Genomic DNA, 13,659 nt, shown 5'->3' with positions numbered 1-13,659 from the left:
GTTCCGCTGAGAGCACTTGGATGCGCCTGGCGAGTCAACCGGCTTGATTCTCACGCTCGGTCGCCACCTTGGCGAGCGCCGCGAGAAGGTTCTCGTGCGTGCGCCAAAAGACTTCGGGGTCCTGCTTCGCCAGTTCGATCCAGAGCGGACCCCGCATCGTCTCCTCGGTCCAGAGATGGCTTCCCTTCGGCGTGGGTGTGATGATCCAGGCGTGGTAAGCCCTGGATTCTTCGGACGCCTTGGGGTAACCGCCCCAGGCGATACGCGTCGTGGGCTGGAATTCCTGTACGGAGGCAAAGACGTCCTGGCCGGCCAGGTTGGTCTCGAATCGCGTTCCGAGGCGGAGCGAGTCATGGCCGTCAAGCAGCGCGACATCCCCGACGCCCGGGTAGAAAGTGGGCCAGGTGCGAGGGTCCACGAGCAGGGACCATATCGTTTCCGGAGAGGCGTCGACCTCCAGCTCGTTGGTGAAATGGATGGGGGAGCGACTGGGAGTCATGGCCTGCGGCCAGTTGATCGCCTCGAACATGAAGATCTCCGAACGTTGGACCGCTCCCTGGCGGTCATGGATGCATGACGATGGATACGCATCGCCGGTATGTCATCGAGTGGAAAAGTCGCAGTCCGGCGTCTTCGACGTCGCGGTCTGCCTCGTCGTCGACGTACGAGCGTCATCGGCGTACGAGCTGCTCCGCCGCGCTCGCTGCTCGTGCGCTTCGCCGTACCAGGCGGGCCAGAACAGTGGCGCGCGCCGGTTGAGGGTGGAGGGGGCTTCAGGCGCGGCCGGCGGCAACGGAGTTCCGCACAGCGTCCAGGCCGGCGGCATGGTCAACGATGGGCTGGTATCCGAGCTCGGTCACGGCCTTGTCCGTGCGCAGGGTGCACTCCTGCCCGAGGAACCATCGCGCCGGGACGGGGACCTGGCCGGCGGCGGTCTCGGCGTCCATGTCGGGGATCGCGACATCGACGCCGTAGATCTCGAACTGGGTCCCCAGGAACTCGCGGAGGGTGACACGGTGCCGGTCGGTGACGAAGTAGGCCTGACCCGGCCGGCCGCGCTGCCATCCGAGCACGAGTCCCTCGACGGCGTTCTCCACGAACGTGACGTCGGTCGTGTGCCGGCCTCCGTCGATCCAGGCGAACTGTCCCGCCTTCGCAGCCGCGGCCAGGCCCTCGACGAGGAAGCTGTCGGGGCCCCACACGAACCGCGGGCGAATCGACACCGTGGCGAAGCCCGGGGCGTTCGCGTCGAGCACGATCTTCTCTGCCACGGCCTTCGTGGCACTGTAGGCGGCCTGCGAGTCGGGCCGTAGCGGCGCGGTCTCGTCGATGTCCACGAGCGGCGCGCCGGCCAGAAGCGCGGCTTCGCTGCCGCAGTGGACGAAACGCGCGACGCGAGCGTGGCGAGCAGCGTCGACGGCTGCCTGGGTGCCGCGAACCGTCACCAGTTCGTGGCGTTCACGATCAGCGGTGACATCCGTCTCGGCGGCGAGGTGGAAGACCACATCGCTGCCCGCCACGTCGTTCCGCCACGTGAGCGGCTCGGTCAACTCGCCCCTCACGGGCTCCGCGCCCAGCGCCGAGATCTTCGCGGCCGATGCCTCACTTCGCACCAGAACACCTACCGAGTGCCCCGCGCCGAGGAGCCGACGTACCAGTACCTGGCCGATGAACCCGGAACCGCCGGTAACGAACACATGCGCCATGGGCCTCTCCTTCGCTCTGTGTGAGCCCCTCGCCGGACCCGACGAAACGGTCTCGTGGGTGAGAGCAACCAGGGGCTCGGATGGCTTCCCTCGATCACCGTCATGCTTCGAAGGCTTGCGATAAGATTTATGGATGGCTTCTCTGCGGGCGTTGGAATGCCTTGTGGCCGTCGCGGACTCCGGATCGATCACGCAGGCCGCGCTGCTGCTGCATTCGTCGCAACCGGCTGTCTCCCATCAGCTCGCTTCGTTGGAACGCGAGACCCGAACGGTCCTGCTGCGCCGCGAGCCTCGGGGGGTCAAGCTCACTTCCGCGGGGCGTGCCGCCGTCGCGGATGCCAGACGGGCGATCGAAGCGGCCGCATCCGCGGTTCGGTCGGCACGTGCGGCGGGTCAAGCGGCCGGGGGCGTCCTGCGGCTGGTCTGCGCGCAGAGTCTCACGGTGCCGCTGCTCGCTGCGGTCATCCGCCAGTGGCATCGCCGCTACCCGGAGGTCGCGATCACGCTGCGCGAGTCCACGGCGATGGACGAGGCACTCGGCCTCGTCGACTCCGACGAGGTCGACGCGGCAGTGCTGACGGCTCCCTCGGCCGGCCGCTTCACGATCACCGCCGTGGCGGAGGAGGAGATCGTGGTGGCGACACCCGCCGACCATCCGCTGGCCGGGCGGCCGGCCGTACGCCTTGAGGATCTCGAAGGCGTGCCGCTCGTCCACTTCGCCCCGGACAACGGCCTCAGCGCCTGGCTCGACCAGTCCTTCGCCCGCGCGGGAGTCCACCCGGAGACGGTGATGCGGACGTCGGTGACCGCGACGGCACCGCAACTCGCGGCCGCCGGACTGGGCGTCGCCGTGTGTCCCGTGAGCGCGGTCAGCCACGGCTTTCCGGGAGCGGTGCGATCCTTCTCCCCGCGGTGGGTCAGGCAGCTGGTGGCGGTGACGTCCACGGAACCGGACCCGCTCGTCGCACGTTTCGTCGGCGATCTGCGCCGCCACGGCATGAGTGTGCCGCGCGATGTGCGGGATCAGCTCGCCCGGGGCGGCCTTCCGGACGAGGCACCACCCACCCCCGCCGGGGCGGCCCGTCCTGGAGCAGATCAGGAGCCGGCCTGAACCACAGCGGCGGGTCGGCTCCCTGCCCGTGCGGGTGGACGTGTCCGGCCGAACCCCGTCCCTCGTCCACTGCCCGCTTGAGAGAACACCCTCGTCGGGTCAGGATCCGCTGTCGCAGGGGGACTTGGGTTCGGCATTCCTGAGCCGGACCAGTCCGTCGTGATCCTCCGAGCCGGGCACGGCGTGGTAGATCACCAGCCGCAGTGCGTCGGGGCCGTCGATGGCCAGGTTGTCCCGGGTCAGGGTGAGCTCACCGACCAGGGGATGGGCGAACCGGACCGGAGGCCGATCCACCATGTTGACGACGGCGTGGCCTTCCCACCGTTCGCGAAAGCGGGTGTCGCGCGCCGACAACGCGTCGACCAGTTCGCTCGTGCGCTGATCGCCCGCACCGGCGGCGATCGAGGTGCGGAACGAGGCGACCAGGTGATCGGCGACCAGCTCCCAGTCGGCGAACAGCGCACGCTCGTCCGGATCGAGGAACACCGACAACAGGCGGTTCCGGCCGGGCCGCAACGCCGGCGAGAGCGCGCGGGCCACGGCATTCGACGCGAGGACGTCGAGATGCGCGTCCTGCACGAAGGCCGGCAGGTCCAGCGTCTCCACCAGCCGTCCGACGCTGGCCGGGACGGCCACCAGCCGGGCGTCGTCCACGTGGCTGGTCGGCGGCCGACCCAGTGCGCGCAGGTGTGCCGTCTCGGTCGGGCCCAGCCGCAGTGCACGCGCGAGGGACTCCAGCACCTGCTCGGACGGATGCCGGTCCCGGCCCTGTTCCAGGCGCAGATAGTAGTTCGCGCTGATGCCGGCGAGCAGTGCGACCTCTTCGCGACGCAACCCGGCCACGCGACGCGGTCCGAGTCCCTCCAGCCCGACAGCGTCCGGCGAGACTCGTCCGCGGCACGTGCGCAGGTACGCCCCGAGCAGGTTGTTTCGGTGCACGCCACGCATCCTAAGCGTGGGTGACCCTGTCACTCCCAGGGAGAGCAGGGGTCAGCATGCCTCTCGGGCATCTCCGTAGCGTCTGGTGGAGAACGGGCACACCACACTGCTGGAGAAGGGAAACGTGCGATGCCGGACACCGAAGGCCCACGCGTCATCGCGGTCGAGGAGCACTTCGCGACCGCTCGGTTCTGGGAGCGGACGGCGGACCAGCCGGCGTTTCCCGGCGAGGATGCCGAGCGTGTGTACTCCCGCAGTTTCATCGCCAACGAGTTCATCAGCCGGCGGCTGACGGATCTGCGGACCCGCCTGGAGGAGATGGACAGGACAGGCGTCGACGTGTCGGTCCTCAGCCTCAATCCTCCCGGTGTCCAACTCTGGTCCGACACGGCGATGGCGACGTCGCTGGCGCGGGAGATGAACGATGCGCTCGCCGACATCGTCGCCTGCAACCCGACCCGGTTCGCCGCGCTCGCCGCCGTCGCGCCCCAGGATCCCGAGGCGGCGGCCGAGGAGATCCGGCGCGCCACCGGGACGCTGGGGTTCGGTGGCGTGCTGATCGGCTCGCACACCGGTGGGCGATATCTGGACGAGCCGGAGTCCGAGCCGATTCTGGCCGCCATCGAGGAGACCGGCAGCACGCTGTACCTGCATCCGCGGATGCCGAGCCCGCAGATGCTGGCCCCCTTCCATCCCTACGGCCTGCAACAGGCGATCTGGGGCTTTCAGGCCGAGGCCGCCACGCACGCGATGCGCCTGATCCTCAGTGGCGCCTTTGACCGGCACCCCGACCTGCGCCTGGTCCTCGGCCATCTCGGCGAGGGCATCCCGTACTGGCTCTGGCGTACCGACAATCTCCACGCGAAGACGTACGCCTGGGCGCGCGACGTGCTCGACATGGTCAGGCTCGAACTCAGGCCCAGCGAGTACTTCCAGCGCAACATCTGGATCACCACCAGCGGCATGTTCGACCACGACGCCCTGGACTACTGCCTGGCCAAGGTCGGTGCCGAGCGGGTGTTGTTCGCGATCGACTACCCGTACGAGGACAGCGACGTCGCCACCCGGTTCCTGGCCGAGGCGAACCTCGACGACGACCAGCGGGCGGCCATCAGCCACCGCAATGCCGAGCGACTGTTCCGCGTGCCGCCGGCCGCATGACAGCGCCGCTGCCGGACGTGCCCGACAGCGGCCGGTCGAGGTCCGGTTCCGGTACGGGTACCGTGCCGTGACCGTGGTGGTTCCGTTGCCGTCCGCCGAGCAGGGTCCCCGGCCCTGGGCTAGTGCGGCGCGACCGCGAGTGCCTCGGCCAGGGTCATCGGCGGGCGGCCGATCAGGCGGCGCAAGTCGCCGGAATCGGTGTACATCTCGCCGCGGCTCATGCCGAGGTCGGCGTCGGCGAGGACCTCCGCCAGCTCGGCGGGCACGCCCGCGCCTGCCAGTACCCGGGCGAACTCGGCCACCGGGAGGTCGGCGTAGGCGACCTGTTTCCCGGCTGCGGCGGAGATCGCGGCGGCGAGCTCGGTCAGCGTGAAGGATGCGTCGCCGCCGAGCTCGTACACGGCGCCGGTGTGGCCTTCGGCAGTGAGGACGACCGCCGCGGCCTCGGCGTAGTCGGCGCGGGACGCGGCGCTGATCCGCCCCGAGCCCGCGGCGCCGACCACGGCGTTGTTCCGCAGGATCCGGGGCAGTTGGCCGGTGTAGTTCTCCAGGTACCAGCCGTTGCGCAGCAGCACACTCGGGATCCCGCGGTCCCGCAGGGACTGCTCGGTCTCGCGGTGCGTGGCGCCGATGACGGTGGTGGCCGTGTCCGCGTGCGTGGTGCTCGTGTACGCCACCAGCGCCACGCCCGCGGCCAGCGCGGCGTCCATCACCCGGCGGTGGTGGGCGACCCGTTCGCCCACGGGGACCGAGGCCGAGATCAGCAGCAGTCTGTCCGCCCCCGCGAAGGCCTCGGACAGGCTGTCGGCGTCCGCGAAATCGGCGCGGCGCACCGTGACGCCTCGGTCGGACAGGTCCTTGATCCTGGCGATGTCCCGGCCGGTCGCGATGATGTCCGCGGCCGGGACCTCGCGCCGCAGCAGCGCCTCGACAGTGAGCCTGCCCAACTGGCCGGTGGCTCCGGTGACGACGATCGACATGAGGGTCATTCCTTCCTTCCGCGCGTGCCTCGCGCGCCCGTCGCGGTGTGTCCGCGGCGGGATGGAATCCAGGCTGACCTGCACACTCTCCGTTGGGAAGTAGCCACTTTTTGGTACGGTACTGACCCGAACGAAAGCATCGAGGTGAGCCGTGTGGAGGCTGTCGAGAACGCGACCGGGCCGATGGCGTCCTTCGATCCGTACGAGCGCGGTTGCCCGTCGCGGGACCTGCTCGACCGGATCGGCAGCAAGTGGGCGGTCCTCGTGCTGGGCGAGCTCGGCCGGAACGGGGCCTCCCGATTCGGCCGGCTCCGGCAGGCGCTGGCGGGCGTGAGCGAGAAGATGCTCACCCAGACGCTGCGCACCCTCGAACGCGACGGGCTGGTCAGCCGGACCGTCCACCCCGAGGTGCCGCCGCACGTGGAGTACGAACTGACCTCCCTCGGCCAGACGTTGCGGGAACCGCTGAAGGCACTCACGGAGTGGTCGGTGCGGTACATCGAGGACGTCATCACCGCCCGCGGGGAGTACGACACCCGCACCGGCCGCCCCCGGTAAGCAGCGGCGGCCGGAGGCGGCCTCGCCGGACACCGGCACCGCCCACAGCCGGATCGGCAACAGCCCGCAGAACGGCGCCGGCGCCGCCGCCGGTCCGACCGTCAATGCGGCCCACGCCTACGGCGACATCAGGGTCCGCAGCCCGTGACGGCCGGCGAACCGCCGTTGGACGGTGTGGTGTGCGAGGTGTTCGTGTCGTATCGGAAGGTCGCGGCACGAAGGGAATGGGGGCGCGGGGAATGCGTATTCCGATTTCTGCGTGTACCAACCTTAAGGCGCCGCGTTCGCTCCCGGGCGCTCCGCCATACGGCTGACGTCACCCCGAACCGCTTGATGGCGAGACCGCTCAGATGGGTTAATCCGGGCATCTGCTTCTTTGGGCGGTGATCCACGGAGCATACGAAAAACCCCTCGATCGGGAGCAGTTGAATCCCCGTCGGGAGTCACGTCCGATGTCCTCGCGCGTGACGGTTCATGCGGGACCGCATCACAATCCGCGCACGTCACGAGGCCATCGAACGAACCACCTGCCAGTGGTTGTTGTGACGTCGGTGTGCACCTTTTCGGGATGTCCGCGGATCTGAACGCCCCTGTCACTGCTCGGAACAGTACCGCATTCCGAGCGAGGAGGAACAGCTCATGCCAATTACCCCCAACCAGGGCCCGAGTGGCGGAGGAACTCTCGTCACCATCACGGGCACCAATTTGAGCGGCACCACCGCCGTTCACTTCGGCACCCGTTCGGCGACCTCCGTCACCAACGTCTCGCCCACCCAGGTCACCGCCGTCTCGCCCGCGGGCAACGGAGCGGTCGGCGTCACCGTGACCACGCCCGGCGGAACGAGCAACCCGGTCTCGTTCTTCTACGTCGGCGCGCCCTTCAAGCAGTCGCTCAGCCCGGCCACGGGCACGACCGCGGGCGGCCAGACGGTCACCATCAACGGCACCGGCCTGGCCACGGCCTCCAGCGTGGCCTTCGGCGCCAACAGCGCGACGCCGACGGTCGTCTCGGACAGCCAGATCACCGTCACGGCGCCGGCCGGGACCGCCGGTTCCGTCGGTGTCACCGTCACCACCGCGGGCGGGAGCAACAACGGCCTCACGTACACGTACGTGGCCGACCCGACGCTGACCGCGATCGCCCCGACGTCGGGACCGGCCTCGGGCGGCACCTCGGTGATCCTCACCGGCACCAGCCTGACCTCCACCACGGGGGTCACCTTCGGCGGCACCCCCGCGTCCTTCGGCGTCCTGTCCGACACCTCGGTGGCGGTCGTCACGCCTGCGGGGGCGGCGGGCGCCGTCGACGTCGTGCTGACCAACGAAGCCGGCAGCGACACGCTGGACGAGGGCTACACCTACCTGGCAGGCCCGGACATCTGACGGACCATCAAGGGCGCGGTGTCCCTCTCCCCGCCGTGCGGGGAGGGGCCCGACCCCACCAGGACACCGCGCCCGCTTCCCCGCGGCCCCCGGCCCGCCCCCTGGGCCGGGGGCCGTCCACCCGCCTCGCCGTCGGCCGTGCGCAGGAGACGGCCCGGCCGGTTCCCGCACGCCACACGCCACATGCCTGCGCAGGGATCACGGCGAGTGCCTGGGTTGCCGCTTTCGGCCCCGGCCCGACCGGGCCGACCACACCCCTTGGAGTCACCGTGGCCCCTCCCGTCCTCACCTCGGTCGTACCCAACACGGGTCCGGCGGCGGGCACCAATCCCGTGACCTTGAACGGCAGTCAGTTCACCGGCGCCACCGCCGTCACCTTCGGATCGGCGGCCGCCCTGTCGTACACGGTCACCAGCCCCTCGGCGATCTCCGCGACGGTCCCGCCCGGCACCGGCGCGGTCAACGTGACCGTGCGCACGCCCTCCGGACTCAGCAACGCGGTCACCTACACCTACGCGCCGGCGCCGACCCTCACCTCGATCGCGCCGTCCCAGGGCCCGGCGTCCGGCGGGACCACGGTCGTCCTCACCGGCACCGGTCTGACGGGGGCCACCGCGGTCACCTTCGGCGGCACCCCCGCGACGTCCTTCACGGTCAACTCGGCCACCCAGATCACCGCGGTCACCCCGGCCGGCACCGGCGCGGTACCCGTCACCGCCACCACCGTCGGCGGCACCACGGGAGCGGTGTTCTTCTACTACCTCAACGCCCCCTCGCTGCTGTCCCTCGCGCCGTCCCAGGGCCGGGCGTCCGGCGGGACCACGGTCGTCCTCACCGGCGCCGGTCTGACGGGGGCCACCGCGGTCACCTTCGGCGGCACCCCCGCGACGTCCTTCACGGTCAACTCGGCCACCCAGATCACCGCGGTCACCCCGGCCGGCACCGGAACGGTGGCCTGCACCGTCATTGGACCCGGCGGCACCAGCAACACCGTCTTCTACACCTACCTGGCAGCGCCGGTGCTCACGGCGCTCTCGCCTGCGCAGGGCCCGAACGGAGCCGGCGCCAGCGTGACCCTGACCGGCACCGGGCTGACCACGACCACCGCCGTCCTGTTCGGTTCCACGACGGCGGCGTTCACCGTGGTCTCGGACACGACGGTGGTCGTGCTCGCCCCCGCGGGCGCCGCCGGATCGGTGGCGGTGGGGGTGACGACGGCCGCCGGCGCGAGCAACACGCTCAGCTATCTGCGAGTGGCGCCTCCCGTGATCTAGCCCGAACCCGCAGCCCCCTGCCTGCAGATGGGCGCACGGCGCTGTTTCCGGACCGGCCCATTCGAGCGAGCCGATCGCCCAGGAGGGTCTGGTCGGGGCCACACCTCCCCGAAATGCTGTGAAAAGCGAATTAATGTCACGCTTCGAACAGTCAGGACAAAACTACTTGACGGTCCTATCGAGGAGGCTCACCCGTGATTCCCTGGCGCGAACGACGTGTACGACGTGCACGACGCGAGCACAAAGCCGCCTTCCTGGTCGCCGCGGCGGCCGCCGCCGCTGTGGTCGCCCTCGCCCCGTCGGCGGCCGCTGTCGATACGTCGTCAACCACGGTGGAGGCGTCACCCTCGTCGGCGACGACCGGGCGCCTGGTGGTGCTGGACGCAACGGTGACGTGCACTTCCGACCCGAGCACCGGACTCGGCGTGTCGTTCTTCGACGGCGACAACCTCCTTGCCACCGCGCCCGTCTCGACCGACGGGCAGTCCTTCCTGACCACCGGCTTCACCACCACCGGCACACACATCATCACCGCCACCTTCAACGGCGACGCCGGCTGTGGAGCGTCGCACGCCACCACCGACGTCACCGTGTCCCGGGCCGCCGCACCTCCGTCGAACAACCCGGGCTGCCTGCTGTGCGGCCTGATCGACTACCACGTCGGAGACATCCACAACGAGATCAACATCAACAGCCACAACACAACGAACATCGGTATGCCCAGCGCCCGTTGGTAGACGCACACATCGGCAGACGCACAAAGGGGGCGCCACGGACCCGGGGCGCCCCCTCGCCCGCCGCGACCGGCGGGTTGCACCTGCTGACCGGCGGACGCTCGCCTTCGGTCTCGGGCAGAACCGATTATTTGTCCGTTCCCCTGAGTGCCTGGGGCGAGGTGGTGAATCTCCGCCAGACCGGGGCGCGGTAGTCGACGCCGAGGAAGTTCTGGAAGTCCCAGTAGACGCCTCCTTCAAGCCGGCCGTACCCATCGCTCGGACGGACGGGACTGTTGAGAGGGTCGTGCTCGTTCTCCCAATCGATGTCCTCGTACCCGGGGTCGTCGATGCTGTAGTGGGTCAGATAGCCCCGGGCATGCTCGATATCCAGATCCAGAGCAGGGAATTGGGCCAGCAGGAGGTCGGGGCGCCCCTGGCACGGAAGATCGCCGAAAAACGAGCCAATGATGCCAGTCTCCTGCTGGAACTGGTCGATCGCTCTGCCGTGGTGGAACAGCTCGCAGCCCCAGAAGTCGTCGTCGTAGATGAAGACCAGCAGCCCCGGGCAGTCGTAGGCGCGTGAAACGCGAAGCTGGGCGCGTCGGCGCAGGTCCCACTCCCAACCCCGGGTCCATTGCAGCACGGTCCAGTCGCCGCGCCGCTCGTGCAGGGCGTACGAGTCGAGGTTGACGTCGTGAACGTCCTCCCGTTTGAGCGTGTGCTCCTCCTGGAGCCAGAACTCCTCCAACGCGGCGTACACCTGCTCGTGATCGACGCCGTAGAACAGATTGACGCGCTCGAATGTCCCCATGTGTGCCCCCCGAGGCATGTGGTCGGCGCCGACGGCTGGCGCTCTCGCCTGGCAGTGTCGCAGCCGCCCGGCTGGAGCCGGTGACCGGTCCGCTGGCGACGTCGGCCGATGCTGCGGATGCCGAGACCCGCCACGCACCCATGAACTGCACACACGCGCCTGCCCAGAACGCCCGGATAACCAGCGCAGCTACTCCCTCCGCGGCAGCGAAACGGACATCACCTCACATCCCGCCCTCTGAGAGGTGGTCATCGGCACAACGCCGCTGCACTCAGGCGGGAACCGTCTCCAGCAGTGCGCGAGTCTCGGCGACCACCCGGGCGTTGAACGCCGGGTCGTGCACCTGTGCCGAGCCCCGCATCGGACGTCCTTTCTCGTCGTAGTAGATGCCGGTGGCGTCCGACGTGTTGGTGAGTACCCGGGCGATCATGCGAGCAGCGGTGCGCGGGTTGGTCCAGTACTTGATGAGCGGGGCCAGTGGTGAGAGCACGTATTTCGACAGCAGACGCAGGAACCGGTTGGCATCCCGGCCGAGATTCGTGCCGGGGGCGAAGCCGGGCTCGATGGCGTTGAACCGCAGCCGGGGTGTCTCGCGGGCGAAGGCGAGCACCGTTGCCAGGTTGCACTGCTTGGACGTGGCGTAGGCGTCCGCGCCCGCCAGTTTCGAGCCGCCGGGCTGCCACTCGCCCCGGGCGCTCGCCTCAGCGGAGATGTACCGGGCGCCGCGGAAGCCGGCCATGGTGGCGGGCTTGCGCTCCGGATCCTCCACGGCCGAGACGACGAACACCACCTGCGTGCCGTCTGCGAGATGGGGCACGAGCGTTTCGGTGAACACGAAGGGCCCGAGATGGTTGGTCGCGTAGGCGATGTCCCAGCCGAGGGCGTTCCTGCCGGGCCGGTTGGGGAAGATGCCGGCGTTGTTGAGCACGCCGGCGATCGGGAGGCCGAGTTCGATGATCCGAGCGGCGGCGTGCCTCACGCTGGTCAGGTCCGAGAGATCGCAGACGACCGGCACGGCCTTTCCGCCTCTTGCCTCGATGCCCTTGCGCGCGGCGTCGAGCTTGGCGGCATCGCGCCCGACGAGCACGACGGTTCCGTGCCGGGCGAGTTCGCGGGCGGTACGGCGGCCGAAGCCGGAGGTCGGGCCGGTGATGACGTAGGCCTTGTCGGGCATGGCGCTCCTTTGCCGTCTGACTGGTCAGTCATTAATGGTCGTGCGTGGGTGGCAGGTGTTCCGCACGGGCGGGTCAGCCGATCATGCGCCAGAGCGCGTCGAAACCGGCCTGCTTGTGCGCGTCGGCGTGATCCGGGTCGCCGATGATGTAGTCGATGGTGGCCTCCGCGAGGGCATTGCACAGCGTGAAGACCAGAGCCGCTGGGGCGTCGCGCATCGGGCCGTTCGCCCGGCTGCGCTCCAGGATCCCCCCGATGCCCGTCATGGCATGGCTCGCGGACTCGTGGGTGGACGCCGTGATCTGGTCGGAGACCTGGAGTTGTGCCAGTGTGCGGCGCTTCTGGGGATTGGCCGTCGCCCAGTCCATCCATCGCGACCACATGTGCAGCATCTGGGCGCGCTCGTCGGTGGCGCGCAGGCCGCCGAGTGCGGCTGCTCCCATCTCGCCCTTCAGCTCCAGGTAGAGCTGGTTGAGCAGATCGGCCTTGGTGTCGAAGTAGGTGAAGAGCGACCCGTTCGAGACGCCGGCCTCCTTCGCGATCGCCGCCGTCGCCGCCCCGAGTCCCTGGGCGGCGATGATCCGCGTGGCGGCGGCCATGATCGCCGCGCGTTTGTCGTCGCTCCTCGGCCTGGGCATGAGGACAGTGTGTAGGAGAGTGGCCAGTCAGTCAAATGACGGGAGTCGCTCGCCTCGCCGTGCGGAGACGTCCCGGCTCATGGTGCTCACGGCATCCCGGCGAGCTACCGGGCGAACGGCTCGACCAGGCGGTGACGGACCGGCTGCGGACACATCAATGGCGGCATCGATGCATCCGATGCCGCCGGCGGTGACTGGACACCGTCCGCGTATCCGCCCATGACGCGAACGCCGACTGATGCGACGAGCGGAGCCGGGCGGAGACCCGCGTGCTTACGGACGGTCGTCGCGCTTGAGGGATTCCATCGCGTGGTCGTCCTCCTCGATGAAGCGCTCGTCGTTCCGGTCCTTTGTCTCGTCGGCCTCGTGAGCGCCCCGCTCCGTCTCGCGGCGGTCCGACTGGGCAGCCTTTCGTGCCTTGTTCTCCTCGTCCTTGGACTTGCGCATATCGCTCACCCTCCCGGTGAATGCGTATCCGTCCAGCCTATGACGGGGATTCCCCGGCCGCGCGCCAGGTCCGGCGGGACGACATCACCGGCGCGGTCCGTCCTCGGAAGGGACGCTGGTGTTGCGGGTGGATCCGCTGGGGTAAGCGGGGTCAATGAGGCGGCCGATATGGCGCGTCCGGGCCCGGCGTGAGGGTGCGACGCGGTCCGCGGCGCCCTGCCGGGGTGACGGTGGAGGGAGGGTGGTGCGATGCGGGTCGACGAGGTCTTCATGGGCGATCCGGGAGACATTGCCGCGGCGCGGCGTGCGGCGGCGGAATGGGTCGGACGCATGAATGTCGGCGGGGCGCTCATGGATGGCCGGGTCGCTGATGACGTCCAACTGGTGGTGAGCGAGCTGGTGACCAACGCGGTGAAGCATGCCGGTGGACCGTGCGGCCTTGAACTGCGTGCCGTCGACGGCACGGTGGAGATCACGGTGTGGGACACGTCCGCGCTCGGCGTGACCGTGAGGGACCCGGATCCGCTGCGGGTCGGCCAGCACGGGCTGGAGATCGTGCGGAAGCTCTGCCACGACTTCGTGGTGGCGGTCACGCCTTCGGGGAAGCGGATCACCGCGCGGATGGCGGTGCGGCCGAGCGCCGTGTGAGCAACTGCCCCGGGCCGTTGGCCCGTCGGCTCGCGGCGGGGCGGGCCCGATCCGGACGTCTACTTCTCGGTGAGCATTCCGGAGCGGAGGTTTCCCAGCAGGCGGGTGAGCAGG

The 13,659-nt window shown here is 69.6% G+C and carries 15 protein-coding genes; 7 read left to right on the top strand and 8 right to left on the bottom strand.

The window, feature by feature from the left end:
* Positions 1–34: 34 nt before the first annotated feature.
* Positions 35–529, bottom strand: a complete 495-nt coding sequence (locus tag C4U44_RS15140) for an SRPBCC domain-containing protein (RefSeq protein ID WP_103886327.1) — start codon at positions 527–529, stop codon at positions 35–37.
* A 244-nt stretch (positions 530–773) separates the two neighbouring features.
* Positions 774–1,706 carry an NAD-dependent epimerase/dehydratase family protein gene (locus C4U44_RS15135; RefSeq protein ID WP_103886326.1) on the bottom strand — a complete coding sequence of 311 codons (933 nt, stop codon included), beginning with the start codon at positions 1,704–1,706 and terminating at the stop codon, positions 774–776.
* A gap of 133 nt (positions 1,707–1,839) precedes the next feature.
* On the opposite strand from C4U44_RS15135, the gene C4U44_RS15130 reads away from it, so the two are divergent.
* Entirely contained in the window at positions 1,840–2,817 is a 978-nt protein-coding gene (locus tag C4U44_RS15130; RefSeq protein WP_103886325.1) for a LysR family transcriptional regulator, read from the top strand.
* Positions 2,818–2,916: 99 nt separating this feature from the next.
* Here C4U44_RS15130 and C4U44_RS15125 read toward each other — a convergent pair whose 3' ends face one another.
* Positions 2,917–3,756 carry a helix-turn-helix transcriptional regulator gene (locus C4U44_RS15125; RefSeq protein ID WP_103886324.1) on the bottom strand — a complete coding sequence of 280 codons (840 nt, stop codon included), beginning with the start codon at positions 3,754–3,756 and terminating at the stop codon, positions 2,917–2,919.
* Positions 3,757–3,885: 129 nt separating this feature from the next.
* On the opposite strand from C4U44_RS15125, the gene C4U44_RS15120 reads away from it, so the two are divergent.
* A complete protein-coding gene (locus tag C4U44_RS15120; RefSeq protein WP_103886323.1) occupies positions 3,886–4,917 on the top strand; it encodes an amidohydrolase family protein in 1,032 nt (343 codons plus the stop codon).
* Positions 4,918–5,036: 119 nt separating this feature from the next.
* Here C4U44_RS15120 and C4U44_RS15115 read toward each other — a convergent pair whose 3' ends face one another.
* Positions 5,037–5,906: an SDR family oxidoreductase gene (locus C4U44_RS15115; RefSeq protein ID WP_103886322.1), complete on the bottom strand. Its 870-nt coding sequence runs from the start codon at positions 5,904–5,906 to the stop codon at positions 5,037–5,039.
* 144 nt (positions 5,907–6,050) lie between these two features.
* Between C4U44_RS15115 and C4U44_RS15110 the strand changes: the two genes are divergently transcribed.
* From C4U44_RS15110 to C4U44_RS15095, 4 genes are all read left to right on the top strand, one after another.
* Positions 6,051–6,455, top strand: coding sequence for a winged helix-turn-helix transcriptional regulator (locus C4U44_RS15110; protein ID WP_200823266.1), 405 nt, complete (start codon positions 6,051–6,053; stop codon positions 6,453–6,455).
* Between the two features lie 639 nt (positions 6,456–7,094).
* Positions 7,095–7,838, top strand: a complete 744-nt coding sequence (locus C4U44_RS15105) for an IPT/TIG domain-containing protein (protein WP_103886321.1) — start codon at positions 7,095–7,097, stop codon at positions 7,836–7,838.
* 269 nt (positions 7,839–8,107) lie between these two features.
* Positions 8,108–9,112 (top strand): IPT/TIG domain-containing protein, encoded by a 1,005-nt coding sequence (locus C4U44_RS15100; RefSeq protein ID WP_103886320.1) that lies wholly within the window; start codon positions 8,108–8,110, stop codon positions 9,110–9,112.
* A 194-nt stretch (positions 9,113–9,306) separates the two neighbouring features.
* Complete coding sequence (locus C4U44_RS15095; protein WP_235032100.1) at positions 9,307–9,849, top strand: Ig-like domain-containing protein; 543 nt, start codon at positions 9,307–9,309, stop codon at positions 9,847–9,849.
* A 124-nt stretch (positions 9,850–9,973) separates the two neighbouring features.
* Here C4U44_RS15095 and C4U44_RS15090 read toward each other — a convergent pair whose 3' ends face one another.
* The 4 genes from C4U44_RS15090 to C4U44_RS41525 all read right to left on the bottom strand — a co-directional run bounded on the left by C4U44_RS15090 (position 9,974) and on the right by C4U44_RS41525 (position 12,897).
* Positions 9,974–10,639, bottom strand: a complete 666-nt coding sequence (locus tag C4U44_RS15090) for a hypothetical protein (RefSeq protein WP_103886318.1) — start codon at positions 10,637–10,639, stop codon at positions 9,974–9,976.
* 271 nt (positions 10,640–10,910) lie between these two features.
* Positions 10,911–11,813 (bottom strand): SDR family NAD(P)-dependent oxidoreductase, encoded by a 903-nt coding sequence (locus C4U44_RS15085; RefSeq protein WP_103886317.1) that lies wholly within the window; start codon positions 11,811–11,813, stop codon positions 10,911–10,913.
* A 73-nt stretch (positions 11,814–11,886) separates the two neighbouring features.
* Complete coding sequence (locus C4U44_RS15080) at positions 11,887–12,450, bottom strand: TetR/AcrR family transcriptional regulator (RefSeq protein ID WP_103886316.1); 564 nt, start codon at positions 12,448–12,450, stop codon at positions 11,887–11,889.
* Between the two features lie 273 nt (positions 12,451–12,723).
* Positions 12,724–12,897, bottom strand: coding sequence for a hypothetical protein (locus C4U44_RS41525; protein ID WP_160145034.1), 174 nt, complete (start codon positions 12,895–12,897; stop codon positions 12,724–12,726).
* Positions 12,898–13,146: 249 nt separating this feature from the next.
* Between C4U44_RS41525 and C4U44_RS15075 the strand changes: the two genes are divergently transcribed.
* Positions 13,147–13,545 carry an ATP-binding protein gene (locus C4U44_RS15075; protein WP_103886315.1) on the top strand — a complete coding sequence of 133 codons (399 nt, stop codon included), beginning with the start codon at positions 13,147–13,149 and terminating at the stop codon, positions 13,543–13,545.
* The last annotated feature ends 114 nt before the right edge of the window (positions 13,546–13,659 follow it).

The sequence above is a fragment of the Actinacidiphila yanglinensis genome, from assembly GCF_900107965.1.
Lineage (GTDB): Bacteria > Actinomycetota > Actinomycetes > Streptomycetales > Streptomycetaceae > Actinacidiphila > Actinacidiphila yanglinensis.
The sequence above is the reverse complement of the archived record's forward strand: the minus strand, read 5'-3'. Positions and strand labels throughout refer to the sequence as shown.